Raw genomic sequence first — 17,525 nt, 5'->3', positions numbered from 1 at the left:
CGCCCTTCTTCCGGAAGGGCGCCCCATGTGCGTTCCCGCGTTCTTTCCCGCGCGGCCGGCCTCAGGTCCCCCGCGGTCAGGTCGCCCTCGGGGGAAGCTCCGGGCGGGTCCGGTTCGGGACGTCCGTGTAGTCCGGGGGGATCGCCGCCGGGTTGGACTCCAGGAGTTCCAGGGCCAGTTGGATCGCGTCGTCCATCTGGGCGTGGCGGCCCTCGGCCCAGTCCAGGGGGGTGCGGAGGATTTCGAGGTCGGGGGCGACGCCGTGGTTCTCCACGGACCAGCCGTACGCGTCGAACCAGGCCGCGTTCATGGGGACGGTGATGACGGTGCCGTCGCCCAGGCGGTGCCGGCCGGTCATGCCGACGACTCCGCCCCAGGTGCGCTGGCCCACCACCGGGCCGAGCTTGAGCAGTTTGAACGCGGCCGTGATCATGTCGCCGTCGGAGGAGGTCGCCTCGTCGGCGAGGGCCACCACCGGGCCCCGGGGCGCGTTCGAGGTGTACGACACCGGCTGGGCGTTGCGCGTCAGGTCCCAGCCCAGGATGGTCCGGGTCAGCTTCTCGATGACCAGCTCACTGATGTGGCCGCCCGCGTTGCCGCGCACGTCCACGATCAGCGCGGGCCGGGACACCTCCATGCGCAGGTCGCGGTTGAACTGGGCCCAGCCCGAGCCGCCCATGTCGGGGATGTGCAGATAGCCGCACTTGCCGCCGCTCAACTCCCGGACCACCTCCCGGCGTTTGGCCACCCAGTGCTGGTAGCGCAGCGGCCGGTCGTCGATCAGCGGGACGACGGCGACCCGGCGGGGCGGTCCCGTGCCCTCCGCGGGGCTGAACGTCAGCTCCACCGTCGTACCGCCCGAGCCCGCCAGCAGCGGGAAGGGGCCCCGCACGGGGTCGACCGGGCGGCCGTCGACATGGGTGAGGACCGCGCCCTCGCGGATGCCCGTGCCGGCCAGCGGGGAGCGGGCCTTGGAGTCCGAGGAGTCGCCGGGCAGGATCCGCCGTACCGTCCAGCCGGCGTCGCGGCGCACCAGGTCGGCGCCGAGCAGGCCCTGCCAGCGCTGGTAGTGGGGCGGGCCCTCGTTGCGGCGGGAGGCGGTGACGTAGGCGTGGGAGGTGCCGAGTTCGCCGAGGACCTCGCGCAGCAGGTCCGCGAACTCGTCGGGAGAGGCGACCCGTTCGACGAGCGGGCGGTACTGGTCGAGCACCGCGTCCCAGTCGATGCCGCTCATGCCGGGGTCCCAGAAGTAGGCGCGGATGAGCCGGCCGGCCTCGTCGTAGGCCTGGCGCCACTCGGCGGGCGGGTCCACCTCGTGCAGGATGCGGCGCAGGTCGATCCAGACGGTGCTGTCGAGGTCGCCGACCTCGGTGGACGGCACCGCGCGCAGCTCGCCCTCGTCCACCACGACCAGCCGGGTGCCGTCGCCGCTCACCGCGAACCAGTCGAGGTGGCCCACGAGTTCGGACTTCTTCGCTTTGGTGATGTTGAAGTACTCCAGGGTGGGGCGGCCGCTGGTGTCGGCCGGGTTGGCGAAGGTCTCGCCGAGCGCGCCGGAGATCGGCCAGCGCAGCCAGACCAGGCCGCCGCCCGCGACCGGGTACAGCGAGGAGTACTTGGAGGCGATCACCGGGAACGGGGTGACCCGGTTCGCCAGGCCCTCCACCTCGACCGTCACCGCGCCCGCCTCGCCGCTCTCCTCGTCCTCCACGGGGTCGAGCCCGCCCGCCGCCGGGCGGCCCTCGGGGTTCAGGGCGAAGGGCGAGGGGGTCGCCGAGGACAGCGGGACCAGGTAGGGGCGGCTGCCGAGCGGGAAGGACAGGTCGCCGGTGTGGACGTCGTAGACCGGGTCGAAGCCGCGCCAGGACAGGAAGGCGAGGTAGCGGCCGTCGCGGGTGAAGACGGGGGTCTCGTCCTCGAAGCGGCCGTCGGTGACGTCCACGATCAGCCGGTCCTTGATGCGGGCCAGCTTGATCTGGCGCAGGGAGCGGCCGATACCGGGGTGGGACCAGGTGAGCCAGGTGCCGTCGGGGGAGAAGGCGAGGTCGCGCACGGGGCCGTTGACGGAGCGGATCAGCTCGGTGACGGCGCCCTCCTCGGACTCCGCGCCCACGCCGGTGCCGGGCGACTCGGGGGCCCCGGCGCCGGGCTCCTCCGGCACGTCGATCAGCAGCAGGCGGCCGTCGTGCGAGGCGACGGCCAGGCGCTCGCCGAGCGGGTCGGAGACCATCTCCAGGACCCGGCCGAGGGCGCCCTGGGCGAGCCGGCGGTGCGGGCGGTCGCCGGTGGCGCGGGGGAGCTGGGCGATCTCCACCGCGTCCTCGCCCTCGGCGTCGGTCACATAGGCCACCTGCCCCATGGAGCCCAGCATCTCCGGCAGCCGGACCCGGACGCCGGGGGTGTCCGCGATGGTGCGGGCCGGGCCGTCGCGGTGGGTGAGCCAGTACAGGCTGCCGCGCACCACGACCGCGCTGGCCCGGCCGGTCTCGTCCACGGAGATGCCGTCCACGTTCTGCGCGGCCGGCACCTGGTAGCGGCGGCGGCCCGCGGCCGGACCGGCCAGGCGGACGTCGAGCCTGCGCGGGACGCCGCCCGGGGAGAAGTCGTCCACCAGCCACAGGTCGCCCGCGCACTGGTAGACCACCCGGGTGCCGTCGCTGGAGGCGTGCCGGGCGTAGCAGGCGTCGTGGTCGGTGTGGCGGCGCAGGTCCGTGCCGTCGTAGGCGCAGGAGTAGAGGTTGCCGACGCCCTCGTGGTCGGAGAGGAAGGCGATCCGCCCGGCGACGTAGACGGGGCTGGCCAGATGGCCCTCGATGCCGGGCAGCAGGCGCTCGCCGTGCAGCCACAGCCGGCCCATGGCGCCGCCCCGGTAGCGCTTCCAGGAGGCCGGTTCGTGCGGTGGGGTGCCGGTGAGCAGCAGCGTCCTGCGCTCGCCGTCCAGGTCGGCGACCTGGATCTCGGTGACCGGCCCCCAGGGCAGCCGGCCGCCCGGATCGCCGTTGGGGGTCACCTTGTAGGCCCAGGTGAAGTAGGAGAAGGGCTGCCCGTGCGAGGCCACCGCCAGGATGTCGCCGTCCGGGGACCAGCCGCACACCTGGGTGTCGGTGCTGCCCCAGTACGTCAGCTGCCGTGGCGGTCCGCCGGTGACGTCCACGAGATGGATCTCGGGGACCAGGCTGCGCCAGCTCGTGTACGCGATCCGGTCGCCGCCGGGGGAGAAGCGCGGGTGCCCGGTCTTCGTCCGGTCCGCGGTGAGCCGCCAGGCGCGGCCGGGGGCGTCGAGGGGGGCCAGCCACAGGTCGTCCTCGGCCACGAAGCAGAGCAGGTCGCCGCTGAGGTGGGGGAAGCGCAGATAGCTCACCCTCCCCATGCTTTTCCGCGCGCGGGGGGCGGGCAACTTATGTGCCGTTCTTATGCGTTCCTCACGTTCGTGACGGAGCACACGTACGAAACGGTTTCGTTTCGCAGGAGGGGTGGGGGTATCTTCGTGGACGTACGAACGCACGGACGCACCAGGACGGACGAACGCGAGGCGGCTTCGGACCCCCCGGGTTCCGGAGCGGAAGGGTGGGCGACATGACCGAGGCCGTCACGGCTGGACGTCGCAGTCGGATCACCCCCGAGCGCGAGGCCGAACTGTACGAGGCCGTGCTCGACCTGCTCCGGGAGGTCGGTTACGACGCCCTCACCATGGACGCCGTCGCCGCCCGCACCCGGTCCAGCAAGGCCACGCTCTACCGCCAGTGGGGCGGCAAGGCCGAACTGGTCGTCAGGGCGCTGCGGCACACCAAGCGCGGCGACCTGGAGGACATCGACACCGGCTCGCTCCGCGGCGACCTGCACGCCCTCGTGGCGATGGAGGACGACTGCGCGATGGCGCGGAACTCCGCCCTGATGCGGGGCGTCGCCATGGCGATGCACCACAACGAGGACCTGCGCGAGGCCTTCAGGGAGCAGATCGTCGAGGCGGAGATCGGCAAGGGGCGGCAGATGCTCCAGCGGGCCATCGACCGGGGCGAGGTCCGCCCGGACTGCCCGGCGATCGGATTCCTGGTGCACATGATGGTCGGGGGCTTCGCCACCCGCACCCTCCTGGAGGACCAGCCGCCCACCCAGGACTTCCTCACCTCCTACATCGACGCCGTGGTCCTCCCCGCCCTCGGCGCCTGACCCCCTTCGCGCACCAACCCGTCAAGCCCACCATCTGACGTCACCGCTCACGTCGTCGGGCTGATCACCCCTGCCCTGATGAACCCCCACGACCTGACCGGGAGTACGCCTCCGTGGCCACATTCCTGTACCGACTCGGCCGTCTGGCCTTCCGGCGACGGCACTTCGTCGCCCTGATATGGGTCGCGCTGCTCACCCTCGCCGGGGTGGGCGCCGCCTCCGCGCCGCCCGCCGGCAGCACCTCCTTCTCGATCCCCGGCACCGAGGCCCAGAAGGCCTTCGACCTGCTGGAACAGCGCTTCCCCGGGATGAGCGCCGACGGCGCCACCGCGCGGGTCGTCTTCAAGGCGCCGGCCGGCGAGAAGATGACCGCCAAGCCCAACAAGGCCGCCGTCGAGAAGACCGTGCGCGAACTGGGCCGCGACGCCGAGGTCACCTCGGTCGCCGACCCCTACACCGGGCACGCCGTCAGCCAGGACGGCACCATCGCCTACGCCTCGGTGAAGTACAAGGTCTCCGGCATGGAGCTGGAGGACTCCTCGCGCGACGCCCTGAAGAAGGCCGCGCAGGACGCGCGGGACGCCGGGCTGACCGTCGAGATCGGCGGTGACGCGCTCAGCTCCGTGCCCCAGGAGGGGGCCGGTGAGCTGATCGGCATCGGCATCGCCGCCGTCGTCCTCGTCATCACCTTCGGCTCCCTGCTCGCGGCCGGACTGCCGCTGCTGACCGCGCTCGTCGGCGTGGGCATCGGCATCGCCTCCATCACCGCGCTCGCCTCCGCCCTCGACCTGGGCTCCACCACCTCCACCCTGGCGATGATGATCGGCCTCGCCGTCGGCATCGACTACGCCCTGTTCATCGTCTCCCGCTACCGCGCCGAACTCGCCGAGGGCCGCGAGCGCGAGGAGGCGGCCGGCCGCGCCGTCGGCACGGCCGGCTCCGCGGTGGTCTTCGCGGGCCTGACCGTCGTCATCGCCTTGGTCGGCCTGTCGGTCGTCAACATTCCGATGCTGACGAAGATGGGCATCGCGGCGGCGGGCACGGTCGCCATCGCCGTACTGATCGCGCTCACGATGATCCCCGCGCTGCTCGGCTACGCGGGCCGCAAGGTCAAGCCGGCCGGCGAGAAGAGCAAGCTGCTCGGCGGCGGCCGGGCGGCCAGGAAGCCGGCCCGCCCCAACATGGGCACCCGCTGGGCGAGTTTCGTCGTACGACGCCCCGCCGCGGTCCTCCTCCTCGGAGTGATCGGCCTCGGCGCGGCCGCGGTCCCGGTCTCGTCCCTGGAACTGGGCCTGCCCGACGACGGCGCCCAGCCCACCTCCACCACCCAGCGCCGCGCCTACGACCTCCTGTCCGACGGTTTCGGCGCCGGCTTCAACGGCCCCCTGATGGTCGTCGTCGACGCCGAGGGCAGCGCGCACCCCAAGACGGCCTTCAGCGAGGTCCGCAAGGAGATCAAGGGCCTGAAGGACGTCGTCGCGGTCACCCCGGCCACGCCCAACAAGGCGGGCGACACCGCGATCATCACGGTCGTCCCCAAGTCCAAGCCGTCCTCCAAGTCCACCGAGGACCTGGTGCACGAGATCCGCGGCAAGGGCGCGGACATCGAGGCGAAGACGGACGCGAAGCTCCTGGTGACGGGCTCGACGGCGATGAACATCGACGTCTCCCAGCGCCTGAACGACGCGCTGCTCCCCTACCTCGCCCTGGTGGTCGGCCTGGCCTTCCTCCTGCTGATCGTGGTCTTCCGCTCGGTCCTCGTCCCGCTGAAGGCGGCCCTCGGCTTCCTGCTCAGCGTGCTCGCGGCGCTCGGCGCGGTCGTGGCGGTCTTCCAGTGGGGCTGGCTGTCCGGCCTGATGAACGTCCAGCAGACCGGCCCGGTCATGTCGATGATGCCGATCTTCATGGTGGGCGTCGTCTTCGGTCTCGCGATGGACTACGAGGTCTTCCTCGTCACCCGGATGCGCGAGGCGTACGTCCACGGCGAGAAGCCGACCCAGGCCGTGGTGACGGGGTTCCGGCACGGCGCCCGCGTCGTCACCGCCGCCGCCGTCATCATGATCGCCGTCTTCTCCGGCTTCATCGGCTCCAGCGAGTCCATGGTCAAGATGATCGGCTTCGGCCTCGCCATCGCCGTCTTCTTCGACGCGTTCGTCGTCCGCATGGCGATCGTCCCGGCGGTGCTCGCCCTCCTCGGCAAGCGCGCCTGGTGGCTCCCGAAGTGGCTGGACCGGATCCTGCCCAACGTGGACGTCGAGGGCGAGGGCCTGCGGGTCGCCTCCTCTGCGGACGGCACGGAGGACGAGCGGGAGCTGGTACGGGTCTGACGTACGGCTCCTGCGGCTGAACTGCCGGTGAGGGTGCCCGTGGGGACGGGGCTGCACCCTCACCGGCTTTTTCTTGTCCGGGGTCTGTCCCGTGCTGTCCTGGCTCTTCGCCGCGTTGTACGGGTATGCGTGCGCATCGAAGGAGGAGCCATGGTCGATGACGTGGACGAGTCGGGTTGGTCTGTAGAGCCCGGGGAGGAGATCGAACCGTTGGTGCAGGCGGTGGGACGCCTGCTGAAGGTGTGCCGGGAGGCCGCGGGGTTGCGGCCCGGCGAATTGGCGGAAGCGCTCGGGTACGGGGAGGACCTGATCCGGAAGATCGAGCGGGGCCAGCGCATTCCACGCCCGGAGTTCCTGGACAAGGCCGACCATGTGCTGCATGCGAACGGCCATCTGCGGGCCTTCATGGAGGACATGAGACGGGCGCGGTACCCGAAGAAGATCCGGGAACTGGTCGAGATGGAAGGCCGCGCGGTGGAGATGCTGTTGTACAGCACCCACAACCTCCACGGCCTGCTACAGACGCCGGAGTACATGAGGGCGTTGTACGAGGTGCGCCACCCGCCGCATCCGAAGGACGTCATCGAGCAGGAGGTCGCCGGGCGCGTGGACCGGCAAGCAGTGCTCAAGCGGGATCCGGCTCCGGTGATCAGTTTCGTCCAGGAACAGGTGACGCTGGAGCGGCCGATCGGAGGGAAGGCGGTGTTGCGCCGTCAACTTGAACACATTTTGGAAGTAGCCCAGTTGAGGAACGTATCCCTCCAGATCATGCCGACCGAGCTGGAGGAGCATGCTGGCATGACAGGAGATGGCCAACTCCATGTATTCAAGTTCGCCGACGGTTCGGGAGCCGGGCGGGCCACCGGCATGTTCCACGGCCGCCCGGTCGGTAGCCCCAGAGACCTCCGCATCCTCGAATCGCGCTATGGCATGATCCGAGCGCAGGCTCTCACACCGAGAGGGTCACTGGCCTTCATCGAGCAGATGTTGGGGAGACTATGAGCACTCCGGAACTCCACTGGTTCAAGAGCACCTACAGCGACGGCAACGACCCCGGCGACTGCGTCGAGGTGGCCACCACTCCCGCCACGGTCCACGTCCGTGACTCGAAGACCCCCCACACCGCGCATCTGACCGTCGCCCCCTCCGCCTGGGTGGATTTCGTCGCCCAGGTCGGTGGGCATCGCTAGGACCATGAGCACTGCGGAACTGCACTGGTTCAAGAGCAGCTACAGCAGCAGTGGCGAACCCGGCGACTGCGTCGAGGTGGCCACCACCCCGGCCGCGGTCCACGTCCGCGACTCCAAGACCCCCCACACCGCACATCTGACCGTCGCCTCCGCCGCCTGGGCAAATTTCCTCGCTCTGGTCGGAGAGCCTCGTTAACGTGCCCGTATGACGACAGCAGCCACGCACCCCCGTTTCGCGGAAGCACTCAAGGAACTGGGCCTGGAGGAGGTCCTCGGGCGGGCCCGGACGTTCCCCGAGGGGACCAGGACCGCCGTGGAGGCCGCCGAGGCCGTGGGGTGTGAACTCAGCCAGATCTGCAAGTCGTTGATCTTCGCCGCCGACGGTGTGCCGGTCCTCGTGCTCATGGACGGGGCGTCCCGGGTGGATGTCGAACGGGTGCGCGAGGAACTCGGGGTTCAAAAAGTCGGCCGGGCCGACGCGCGGGTGGTGCGGGAGGTCACCGGGTACGCCATCGGAGGCGTGCCGCCCTTCGGGCACCGGACCCGGACCCGGGTGCTCGCCGACCGGTCGCTGCTCGCGCACGACGTGGTGTGGGCCGCCGCCGGGACACCGTACGCCGTCTTCCCGATCGAACCGAAGGAACTCGTCGCCCACGCACAGGCCACGCTCGTGGACGTGCGTGAGCAGCCCGCGTGACGCCGTGTCTGCGGCGCCCGCCGCCGTACGGGAAGCTGGAGACACACAGCGACTTCAGGGAGCGTCAATGAGCGACAAGCCGACCGTCGGCGTCCTGGGCACCGGCATCATGGGCGCCGCCATGGCCCGCAATCTGTGCCGCGCGGGGCTGGAGGTGCGCGCCTGGAACCGCACCCGCGACAAGGCCGAGCCCCTCGCCGCCGACGGCGCCCGGATCACCGACACCCCGGCCGAGGCCGTCGAGGGCGCCGATGTCGTGCTGACGATGCTGTACGACGGCAACACCGTCCTGGAGGTGATGCGGGAGGCCGCGCCGGCGCTGCGCCGCGGCGCCGCCTGGGCGCAGTCCACCACCGCCGGCACCGAGCTGACCGGCGACCTGGCCGCCTTCGCCCGCGAGCACGGACTGCTCTTCTACGACGCCCCCGTCCTCGGCACCAAGGAGCCCGCCGAGGCGGGCAAGCTCACCGTGCTGGCCGCCGGGCCCGAGGAGGGGCGCGCGGCGGTCACGCCGGTGTTCGACGCGGTCGGCGCCAAGACCCTGTGGACCGGCGAGGACGGCGCCGCGGGCAGCGCCAGCCAGTTGAAACTGGTCGCCAACAGCTGGGTGCTCGCCGTCACCGCGGCCGCCGGCGAGACGCTGGCCCTCGCCAAGGGCCTCGACGTCGACCCGGGCAAGTTCTTCGAGCTGATCGGCGGCGGCCCGCTCGACATGGGGTACCTGCGGGCCAAGTCCGCGCTGCTGCTGGAGGGCGGGCTGACCCCGCCGTCGTTCGCGGTGACCACCGCCGAGAAGGACGCCCGGCTGATCGTGGCCGCGGGCCGGCGGAGCGGCGTACGGCTGGACGTGGCCGAGGCCACCGCCGACCGGCTCGCCCGCGCGGCCGCCCAGGGGCACGCCGACGAGGACATGGCCGCCGCGTACTTCGCCAGCTTCGACGGCGAGGACTGAACCGGGCCGCGACTCGACCGGGCCGCCGAGATGACGTGACCCGTGGCCGGGAGGCACCCTGGAAACAGCCGGAACGAGTGTTTCCCGGAGGTGGCCGCCATGACACAGACCATGCAGCAGACACGGACCGTGAGCCACACCGCTGTCGGGTGGCATATCGAGCTGGAGTTCGAGGAGGATGGTCAGCACACGCGTGCGGCGGCCCTGGTGCGGCTGCCCGACGGCTCCGAGATCCGGGGACACGGGCACGCCAGCCGCCACCACATCGACAACGACCAGCCCAGGGTCGGCGAGGAGATCGCCGGGGCCCGGGCCCTCAACCAGATCGCCATGGAGCTGCTGGACAAGGCCCACGGCGAGATCGACGCGGATTCCGGGCGCACCTCGCACCCGATCCACGTGTGAGCCCCGTCAGCTCCCGAGCGTCGTGCGCAGCGCGCGCACCAGCGCCTGCGCCCTCGGATCCGCCGTCACGCTCGCGCGGAACCCGTTGGTGACATAGCCGAAGGCGATGCCCGACTCCGGGTCTGCGAAGGCGAGCGCGCCGCCGCGGCCCGGGTGGCCGAACGAGCCCGGGCCCAGCAGCGGTGACGCGCTGCCGTGCAGCATGTAGCCGAGGCCGAAACGGGTGTTCACCACGAGGACCCGGTCGGGTCCCGCCGACTGTTCGGCGCGGGCCAGTTCCGTCGTCGCGGGCGTGAACAGGCGGGTCCCGCCGTCCACTTCGCCGATCAGCGAGGCGTAGAGGCGGGCCAGTCCGTCGGCCGTCGCGATGCCGTTGGAGGCGGGCAGGGCGGCGGCCCGGTAGGCGGGGTCGTTCTCGTCCGGGAGCGGGGTGATCGCGGCGAAGGCGCGACGGGTGAGCGAGTCCGGGTCGGCGTAGGCCGCGGCCACCGCGCGCTTGGGACGCAGCTTCAGCGCGCCCGCGGACTGCGGCGCCTCGACGTCCCCGACCCGCCCGACGCGCCCCTGCCCGGCCTCGGGCAGGCCGAGCCACAGGTCCGCGCCGACGGGCCCGGCGATCTCGTCCGCCAGCCACTCGCCCACCGGGCGCCCGGTGACCCGCCGGATCAGCTCCCCGGTGAGCCAGCCGTACGTCTGCGCGTGGTAGCCGTGGTCCGCGCCCGGCTCCCACACGGGGGCCTGCGCGGCGACGGCCGCCGCGCCGAGGTCCGGATCGGTGGCCTCGGCCGGGGTCAGCGGGCGGTCCAGGACCGGCACGCCCGCGCGGTGCGCGAGCAGGTCGCGCACGAGCGTGTGCTCCTTGCCCGCCGCCTTGTACTCGGGCCAGTACGTGCCGACCGGCGCGTCCAGGTCCAGCTCGCCGCGCTGGTGGAGCAGCAGCAGCCCGGCGGCCACGACCCCCTTGGTGGCCGAGCGCACGATCTGCGCGGTGCCGGGCTCCCACGGCGCCGTACCGTCCACGTCCCTGGTGCCCGCCCACAGGTCGACGACCCGCCGTCCGTCGCGGTACACGGCCACCGCCGCGCCGCGCTCCCCGAGCAGGGCGAAGTTCGCTGCGAACGCCTCCCTGACCGGCTCGAAGCCCTCGGCCACCGTGCCGTTCACGACCACGTCCCCGCCCTCCATGTCTCGCGTTCCCTTCCGCTCGCCTGCGACAATGGGTGCAACAGCGGGTCGGGGCCTGCGATTCCTCGGCGAGATCGGGTGACCGTAATCGTTACCTATGTCACCCCTGGGGCAGCAGCCGCGCCACCGAGCGCGGGTCGAAGCCGAACGGCAGCTCCAGGCGGTGCGCCCGCATCAGCTCCTCGTCGGACAGCACGTCCACCGTCGGGCCGTCGGCCGCGATCACGCCGTCGCTGAGGACCAGCGAGCGCGGGCACAGCTCAAGGGCGTACGGCAGGTCGTGCGTGACCATCAGGACCGTCACGTCCAGGGAGCGCAGGATGTCGGCCAGTTCGCGCCGGGAGGCGGGGTCGAGGTTGGAGGACGGCTCGTCCAGGACCAGGATCTCCGGCTCCATCGCGAGCACGGTGGCCACCGCGACGCGCCGCCGCTGCCCGAAGGAGAGATGGTGCGGCGGCCGGTCGGCGAACTCCGCCATGCCGACCAGGTCAAGGGCGTGCCGTACCCGCTCCGCCAGCGCGGCGCCCTTGAGCCCGGCCGCCGCCGGGCCGAACGCCACGTCCTCGCGCACCGTCGGCATGAACAACTGGTCGTCCGGGTCCTGGAAGACGATGCCGACCTTCTGCCGGACGGTCGCCATGTGCCGCTTGCCGACGGGTAGTCCGGCCACGGTGACCGTGCCGGTGCCGCCGCCGAGGATGCCGTTGAGGTGCAGCACCAGGGTGGTCTTGCCCGCGCCGTTGGGGCCGAGCAGCGCGACCCGTTCGCCGCGCCCGATGGTGAAGTCGACGCCGAACAGGGCCTGGTGGCCGTCGGGGTAGGCGAAGGCGAGGCCGGAGACCTCCAGCGAAGCAGCGGTGGTACTCACAGGGTCCATCCCGAAATCACAGGGTCCATCCCAACAGGCAGACGACGAGGGCCGAACAGGGCAGCGCGAGGGCGAGGCGCCACTGCGCCGGGGACGCGGTCGCCTCCTCGATGACCGGCATGGAACCGGCGTACCCACGGCTCACCATGGCCAGGTGCACGCGCTCCCCGCGCTCGTAGGAGCGGATGAACAGCGCCCCGGCGGACTTGGCGAGCACCCCCCAGTGCCGTACGCCGCGCGCCTCGAAGCCGCGGGAGGCGCGGGCGATCCGCATCCGGCGCATCTCGTCGGTGATGACGTCGCCGTAGCGGACCATGAAGGTGGCGATCTGCACCAGCAGCGGCGGCAGCTTCAGCCGCTCCAGGCCGAGCAGGAGCTGGCGCAGTTCGGTGGTGGAGGCGAGGAGCACCGAGGCGGCGACGCCGAGGGTGCCCTTGGCGAGCACGTTCCAGGCGCCCCACAGCCCGTTGACGCTCAGCGAGAGGCCGAGGACGTGCACCCGCTCGCCCTCCGCGACGAACGGCATGAGCACCGCGAACGCCACGAAGGGCACCTCGATCAGCAGCCGCCGCAGCAGGAAGGGGGCCGGCACGCGGGCGAGCCGGGTGACCGCCGCGAGCAGCACGGCGTACACCGCGAACGCCCACATCGCCTCGCGCGAGGTGGAGACCACGACCAGCACGAAGAGGAAGGCGGCCGCGAGCTTGGTGTGCGGCGGGAGCGCGTGCACGGGCGATTCCGCGCGCCGGTACAGCCGGTGGGCGTGTCCAGCTCCCATGTCAGATACCCGAGTTGGCCGGCGAGACGTCCGTGCCGCGGCGCCTGCGCACCGCCCAGAACACCGCGCTGCCCGCCACCACCGTGGCCCCGACCCCGATCACGCCCGCGAGCCCGCCGGACAGCCGCGCGTCGGAGACGTCCTTGACGCCGTAGCCGGCGAGCGGGGAACCGGCGGCCGTGTGCCGCTCCTCCTTGGTGTCGATCCCCTTGTCGTGCGCGACCTTCTCCAGGCCGTCGGGGTTCGCGGAGGCGTAGAAGCTGACGAAGCCGGCGAGGACGAGGGAGGCGACGAGGCCGGTCACCCACACCTTGCGCCGCGAGGCCGGTGCCGCGACGGGCGCCGCGGGCGCGTCCACCAGCTCGCCGTTCACCCGCAACTGGAGCCGCCGGCGCAGCCCGCGCGCGCCGTGCACCAGATCCGGGCGGACGGCGATCACGGCGCTGACGGTGAGCGCCGTGATGACCGCCTCGCCGAGGCCGATCAGCACATGGACGCCGATCATCGCGGTGGCGACCTTGCCGATCGAGACGTCCGTGGTGCCGCCGACCGCGTACATGAGGGTGAAGGCGCAGGCCGCGGCCGGCACGGAGACCAGCGCGGCGACGAAGGAGGCGACGGTCACCGAGCGGCGCTTCCGGGGCAGCACGGCGAGCAGGGCGCGGAAGACGGCGTACGACACCACGGTGGTGACCAGCGCCATGTCCGTGATGTTCACGCCGAGCGCGGTCAGCCCGCCGTCCGCGAACAGCACACCCTGCATCAGCAGCACCACGGACACGCAGAGCACGCCGGTATAGGGGCCGACGAGTATCGCGGCGAGCGCCCCGCCGAGCAGATGGCCGCTGGTGCCCGCCGCGACGGGGAAGTTCAGCATCTGCACGGCGAAGATGAACGCGGCCACGAGTCCGGCCAGCGGGGCCGTCCGCTCGGCGGCGCCCCCGAGCTCCCGGCGGGCGCCGCGCAGGCTCACCGCGAGGGCGCCGGCGGCGATCACCCCGGTGACGGCCGAGGTGGGGGCGTCGATGAATCCGTCAGGTACATGCACGGCTCGATTAGAACGCTTATTGCGAATGATTCGCAAGTACTAGTCGCAGGCCTTCGGCCTCCGGGGGCGCGCCGCCGGAAATGTGCGACATTGGAGAGTGAGCGGATGAACAGCTTTCGCATAGGTCACTCAGTGTGAAGGGCGGTCGATGTCCGTGATCGAGCAGTACGCGCGCGCCCATGTCGTCACGGACGACGTGGACCCCGGGGCCGTCCCGGTCCGGCTGCGGTACGACCCCGACGGCGATCCGCGCTCGGTGCGGATCGACCTCCCGGGCACCCACGAGTGGACCTTCTCCCGCGCCCTGCTGGAGCGGGGGCTGCGGGCACCGGCCGAGAGCGGTTCCGTCCGGGTGTGGCCGTGCGGGCGGGTCCAGGCGGTCGTGGAGTTCCACTCCGACAACGGTGTCGACGTGCTCCAGTTCGACTCCAAGGCGCTGATCCGCTTCCTGCGCCGGACCTACACGGCCGTGCCCGTGCACCACTGACGGGGCCGGTCAGCCACCCATCCGGAGCAGGTCGGCCACGATCGGGCCCGCCGTGTCGCCGCCGTGCCCGCCGGCCTGCACCACGCCCGCGGCCACCAGGTCGCCCCGGTAGGCGGTGAACCAGCCGTTCGGCTTCTTCTGCCCGTCGACCTCGGCCGAGCCGGTCTTCGCGCCGTAGTCCGGGCCGAGGCCGGCCATCGCCTTGGCGGCCGTGCCGTAGTCCGCCGTGAACTTCATGACCTCCTTGAGCTGGGACTGGGTCTTGGCGGACATGGTGCGCGCGGCCGTCGCCAGGGTGCGGTGGTCCACGTCGGGGGAGACCAGGTAGGGCTGGTGGAAGCGGCCGGAGCGCACGGTGGCCGCGACGGAGGCCATGTTCAGCGGGTTCATGCGCACGCCGCCCTGCCCGATCAGCGAGGCGCCCATCTGCGCGCCGCTCTGCACCGGCACGGAGCCGTCGAAGGAGGGCACGCCGATGGCCCAGTTGTCCATGCCGAGGCCGTAGACCTGCTGGGCCTCCTTGGTCAGGTCGCTGTCGGACAGCTTGGGCGCGAAGTTGATGAAGGCGTTGTTGCAGGAGGCCCCGAAGGACGTCTTGAACGTGCCCTTCTTGATCTCGGAGTCGTCGTCGTTGTGGAACGTCCAGCCCGCGAGCTTGTACGTCTTGGGGCAGGGGTGCGAGGCGTCCGGGGCGACGAGCTTCTTCTCGAACAGCATGGTCGAGGTCACGATCTTCATCGTGGAGCCGGGCGCGAGGGAGCCCTGGAAGCCGACGTTGAAGCCGTGCTCGCTGTTGGCGACCGCGAGGATCTCGCCGGTGGAGGGCCGCAGGACGACCACGGAGGCGCGCTTCTTCTTGCCGACCTGCCGCTCGGCCTCCGCCTGGAGGGCCGGGTTCAGCGTGGTCTTCACGGTGCCCGGGGTGCCCTGGCTCAGCGTCACCAGCGTCTTGTCGGACAGCTTCGCCTTCTGCGACGCCTTGCCGCGCGCCACGCGCAGCTCCACGCCGGCCGTGCCGCCCGCCTTCTTGCCGTACTTCTCGCGCAGCCCGTCCAGAACGGTGCCCAGCGACGGGTACCTGGCGGCCGTCAGCTCGCCTCCCTCGCGGTCCAGGGCCTTGACGGGCGGGGTGCCGGAGGCGCCGGTGACGAGCGTGTCGCCGTCCCGCAGATCAGGGTGGACGACGGCGGAGTGCCAGTCGACCAGGGGCTTGCCATCGCTCGCCCGCCGTACGACGGTGAGCGAACTGCCGTACGCCAGCGGCTTGTCGACGCCCTTGTACGACACCGTCGCCTTGACGGAGAAGGGCACCTTGGCGCCCGTGGCGGTGCCCGGGGTGAGGGTGACGCCCGTGAGGTGGGCGTCCTTGGTGTAGCCGGTGAGCAGGGCGGCGGCGGCCGGCGCGTCGTCGGTCACGGCCGCCGCGTCGGCGACCTGGCCGCGCTCCCAGGAGGTCAGGAAACGGGTGGCCGCGGTCTGCACCTCGGCGGCGCTGAGCGGGCCGGTCTTGACCTGCTCGTGGTGCGCGGTGGCGCTCGTGTCACCGGACGCCGAACCGCCGTCGTACAGCGTGTAGACGATGAGTCCGGCACCACAGGCGACCAGGGCGATCACTCCGCCTATCACGCCGGGCGGGGCCGTGCGCCGTTCGGCGACCCGTCTTCTCTTGCCCACAGCCTCTGTTCCTCCGCGCTCTCCCAGGGCCCCCCGCAGCCCCTCGCCTCCCCAACGACGGCACTCACCCTAAAGTCCCGAGCGCGACGGGTGACGTCCCCGGTCATTTCGTAGCACGGTTGCGACAAACGGACCGGCGTGGCGGGGTGTGCCTCAGTGCTGCGAATTTTTCAGGTCCGGCCGAACGCCACGGATCGCACGCTGTCACATCGTGCGCGGCAGCTCCTGCCCGCGTCCGCCTCATAGGGGCCGCCCCTCAGCCGGCGATGCGGGCCGCCCGCTCACGGAGCTCCTCAGCTCCTGGGACTCCGCTGTACCGGCGCAGGCGGACGCGCATGTCCTGCAAGGCGGCCTGAACCTTCACCGAGCGGATGCCGTCCGCGCAGTCGAGGAAGTCACGCCAGGTGGCCATGGCCCCGTCCACGTCGCCTTGGCGCAGGCGGACGCCGCCCAGGTCGGCCAGGACGATGGCGCGGGTCCGGCGGCGGTCGAGGCCGTGGATGTCGAGGGACAGGTGGAGACGTTCCTCGGCGGCGTCGAGGTCGCCGAGGCGGGCGAGGATCATGCCGGACTCGTGGGCCCAGCGGCCGGGGGAGTAGTGGGCGGCCCAGGAGTCGCCGTCGGCGGTGGCTGGCTTGCCGATGGCGGTCTCGGACATGGCGAGGTGCTTGGTGGCCATGCGGCGGTCGTCGTCCTGGGCGGCGGCGTTGGCGAGGGTGGCCTCGTAGTAGGCGACGGCGCGCGGGTTGTCGAGGTGGCGGCCGTAGTCCACGCAGGCTTCGCCCAGTTGGACGGCTTCGGCCCGGTAGCCGAGGTCGACGCACTGTACGGCGAGGCCGCGGAGAGCGGTCGCTGACAGCTCCGGATCGCCGGCCTCGGCGGCCAGGCGGAAGGAGTGTGCGTAGTAGCGCTGGGCGAGCCCGCGCAGTTCGGGGGTGCCGCCTTCGTCCTGGGCCATCCAGCCGGCGAGGTGGACCAGCTGGGAGGTGGCGGCGAACAGGTCACGGCCGGTTGCTTCGGTGAAGCGGCCCTCCAGCCAGGGGGCGACGTCCTGGGTGAGGTAGCGGACGGCCAGGTGGCGGGCGTGCCCGCCGCCGAGTTCGGAAGCGGAGTCGCCGAGGGCCTTGACCATGTGGCGTACGGCGGCCACCTCGCCCTGGCCGACGCGGACGGCTCCGGGAAGCGCGGTCTTGGTCCGGCGGGTGATGCTGTCCATGTCGGGCAGGCCGAGTGCGGACAGCGCGTATCCGCTGGAGGCGAGGATGAACTCCCGACGTTCCACATCGCTCCTTCCCAGGTGCAGGACAGATGCAACGGTATCTGTGTGGAGTGCCGCAGACATGGGCTCGAGGAGGTTGATGGCCTCGGGATCCAGCGCCAGCACCCGTGCGATGTAGGGCCACCAGTGGCCGGGGGTCCGTTCGCCCTCGATCCACCGCCGGGCGTGCTGGCGCTGCAAGCGGCGCGGGTCACCGCATTCGGCGAGGCCGAGGGCGCGTGCCAACTCCGAAGGCCCCCAGCCACGTTCCTGGCAGGCTCGCTTGATCAGTTCCGCGACGGCAGGGTTCCTCGGCACCCCGTCACCCTCCCCACCTGGATTACGCGGGATTACGCAGGACTACATCGTGGGCCCTGTCCCGGGACCACGGGTCGCCGTTGACTGAACATCACCCTGCAGATCTCCGAATGGCTCGAACAGGCCCCGTTCAGGGCCTGTTGGCGCCTGCCCGGACGCGTGAGAGGA

At 71.8% G+C, this 17,525-nt stretch carries 16 protein-coding genes; 9 read left to right on the top strand and 7 right to left on the bottom strand.

What is annotated here, in order from left to right:
* Positions 1-76 precede the first annotated feature (76 nt).
* Positions 77-3,361, bottom strand: a complete 3,285-nt coding sequence (locus AB0927_RS10930) for a S41 family peptidase (RefSeq protein ID WP_366667232.1) — start codon at positions 3,359-3,361, stop codon at positions 77-79.
* Between the two features lie 215 nt (positions 3,362-3,576).
* Here AB0927_RS10930 and AB0927_RS10925 point away from each other — a divergent pair, with 215 nt between their 5' ends.
* From AB0927_RS10925 to AB0927_RS10890, 8 genes are all read left to right on the top strand, one after another.
* A complete protein-coding gene (locus tag AB0927_RS10925) occupies positions 3,577-4,170 on the top strand; it encodes a TetR/AcrR family transcriptional regulator (protein ID WP_366667231.1) in 594 nt (197 codons plus the stop codon).
* 113 nt (positions 4,171-4,283) lie between these two features.
* Positions 4,284-6,497, top strand: coding sequence for an MMPL family transporter (locus AB0927_RS10920; RefSeq protein ID WP_366667230.1), 2,214 nt, complete (start codon positions 4,284-4,286; stop codon positions 6,495-6,497).
* A gap of 150 nt (positions 6,498-6,647) precedes the next feature.
* Entirely contained in the window at positions 6,648-7,499 is an 852-nt protein-coding gene (locus tag AB0927_RS10915) for a helix-turn-helix transcriptional regulator (protein WP_366667229.1), read from the top strand.
* Positions 7,496-7,687, top strand: coding sequence for a DUF397 domain-containing protein (locus AB0927_RS10910; protein ID WP_182788003.1), 192 nt, complete (start codon positions 7,496-7,498; stop codon positions 7,685-7,687). Before AB0927_RS10915 ends, AB0927_RS10910 begins: the two co-directional genes overlap by 4 nt.
* Positions 7,688-7,691: 4 nt before the next feature.
* The gene (locus AB0927_RS10905) at positions 7,692-7,883 is read left to right on the top strand and encodes a DUF397 domain-containing protein (protein WP_366667228.1); all 192 of its coding nucleotides are present in this window, start codon (positions 7,692-7,694) and stop codon (positions 7,881-7,883) included.
* A 9-nt stretch (positions 7,884-7,892) separates the two neighbouring features.
* The gene (locus AB0927_RS10900; protein ID WP_366667227.1) at positions 7,893-8,384 is read left to right on the top strand and encodes a YbaK/EbsC family protein; all 492 of its coding nucleotides are present in this window, start codon (positions 7,893-7,895) and stop codon (positions 8,382-8,384) included.
* Positions 8,368-9,336 (top strand): NAD(P)-dependent oxidoreductase, encoded by a 969-nt coding sequence (locus tag AB0927_RS10895; protein WP_366667226.1) that lies wholly within the window; start codon positions 8,368-8,370, stop codon positions 9,334-9,336. The genes AB0927_RS10900 and AB0927_RS10895 overlap by 17 nt, the downstream gene beginning before the upstream one ends.
* Positions 9,337-9,465: 129 nt before the next feature.
* A complete protein-coding gene (locus tag AB0927_RS10890) occupies positions 9,466-9,741 on the top strand; it encodes a DUF1876 domain-containing protein (RefSeq protein WP_366667343.1) in 276 nt (91 codons plus the stop codon).
* Positions 9,742-9,747: 6 nt separating this feature from the next.
* Here the strand turns inward: AB0927_RS10890 and AB0927_RS10885 are convergent, their stop codons facing one another.
* The 4 genes from AB0927_RS10885 to AB0927_RS10870 form a co-directional block, all read right to left on the bottom strand.
* Positions 9,748-10,926, bottom strand: coding sequence for a serine hydrolase domain-containing protein (locus AB0927_RS10885; protein ID WP_366667225.1), 1,179 nt, complete (start codon positions 10,924-10,926; stop codon positions 9,748-9,750).
* A 100-nt stretch (positions 10,927-11,026) separates the two neighbouring features.
* Positions 11,027-11,803: an ABC transporter ATP-binding protein gene (locus AB0927_RS10880; RefSeq protein WP_366667224.1), complete on the bottom strand. Its 777-nt coding sequence runs from the start codon at positions 11,801-11,803 to the stop codon at positions 11,027-11,029.
* Between the two features lie 7 nt (positions 11,804-11,810).
* Positions 11,811-12,572 (bottom strand): cobalt ECF transporter T component CbiQ, encoded by a 762-nt coding sequence (gene cbiQ / locus AB0927_RS10875; RefSeq protein ID WP_366667223.1) that lies wholly within the window; start codon positions 12,570-12,572, stop codon positions 11,811-11,813.
* A gap of 1 nt (position 12,573) precedes the next feature.
* Positions 12,574-13,620 (bottom strand): energy-coupling factor ABC transporter permease, encoded by a 1,047-nt coding sequence (locus AB0927_RS10870; RefSeq protein WP_366667222.1) that lies wholly within the window; start codon positions 13,618-13,620, stop codon positions 12,574-12,576.
* Positions 13,621-13,768: 148 nt separating this feature from the next.
* Here AB0927_RS10870 and AB0927_RS10865 point away from each other — a divergent pair, with 148 nt between their 5' ends.
* On the top strand, positions 13,769-14,107 hold the full coding sequence (locus tag AB0927_RS10865; protein WP_366667221.1) for an SsgA family sporulation/cell division regulator: 339 nt from the start codon (positions 13,769-13,771) through the stop codon (positions 14,105-14,107).
* A gap of 9 nt (positions 14,108-14,116) precedes the next feature.
* Here the strand turns inward: AB0927_RS10865 and AB0927_RS10860 are convergent, their stop codons facing one another.
* Both AB0927_RS10860 and AB0927_RS10855 read right to left on the bottom strand, forming a co-directional pair.
* Complete coding sequence (locus AB0927_RS10860; RefSeq protein ID WP_366667220.1) at positions 14,117-15,781, bottom strand: penicillin-binding transpeptidase domain-containing protein; 1,665 nt, start codon at positions 15,779-15,781, stop codon at positions 14,117-14,119.
* A gap of 256 nt (positions 15,782-16,037) precedes the next feature.
* Positions 16,038-17,357, bottom strand: coding sequence for a tetratricopeptide repeat protein (locus AB0927_RS10855; protein ID WP_366667219.1), 1,320 nt, complete (start codon positions 17,355-17,357; stop codon positions 16,038-16,040).
* Between the last annotated feature and the right edge of the window lie 168 nt (positions 17,358-17,525).

This window comes from Streptomyces sp. NPDC048106 (genome assembly GCF_040706415.1).
In the GTDB taxonomy this organism is placed as follows: domain Bacteria; phylum Actinomycetota; class Actinomycetes; order Streptomycetales; family Streptomycetaceae; genus Streptomyces.
This window is presented reverse-complemented; position numbering and strand designations above follow the sequence as displayed.

What these genes read in the sequence shown, in the direction of transcription:
- AB0927_RS10925 (WP_366667231.1), top strand. Translation starts at nt 3,577, where the DNA reads ATGACCGAGGCCGTCACGGCTGGACGTCGCAGTCGGATCACCCCCGAG.
- AB0927_RS10915 (WP_366667229.1), top strand. Translation starts at nt 6,648, where the DNA reads ATGGTCGATGACGTGGACGAGTCGGGTTGGTCTGTAGAGCCCGGGGAG.
- AB0927_RS10910 (WP_182788003.1), top strand. Translation starts at nt 7,496, where the DNA reads ATGAGCACTCCGGAACTCCACTGGTTCAAGAGCACCTACAGCGACGGC.
- AB0927_RS10905 (WP_366667228.1), top strand. Translation starts at nt 7,692, where the DNA reads ATGAGCACTGCGGAACTGCACTGGTTCAAGAGCAGCTACAGCAGCAGT.
- AB0927_RS10900 (WP_366667227.1), top strand. Translation starts at nt 7,893, where the DNA reads ATGACGACAGCAGCCACGCACCCCCGTTTCGCGGAAGCACTCAAGGAA.
- AB0927_RS10885 (WP_366667225.1), bottom strand. Translation starts at nt 10,926, where the DNA reads ATGGAGGGCGGGGACGTGGTCGTGAACGGCACGGTGGCCGAGGGCTTC.
- AB0927_RS10880 (WP_366667224.1), bottom strand. Translation starts at nt 11,803, where the DNA reads ATGGACCCTGTGAGTACCACCGCTGCTTCGCTGGAGGTCTCCGGCCTC.
- cbiQ (WP_366667223.1), bottom strand. Translation starts at nt 12,572, where the DNA reads ATGGGAGCTGGACACGCCCACCGGCTGTACCGGCGCGCGGAATCGCCC.
- AB0927_RS10865 (WP_366667221.1), top strand. Translation starts at nt 13,769, where the DNA reads ATGTCCGTGATCGAGCAGTACGCGCGCGCCCATGTCGTCACGGACGAC.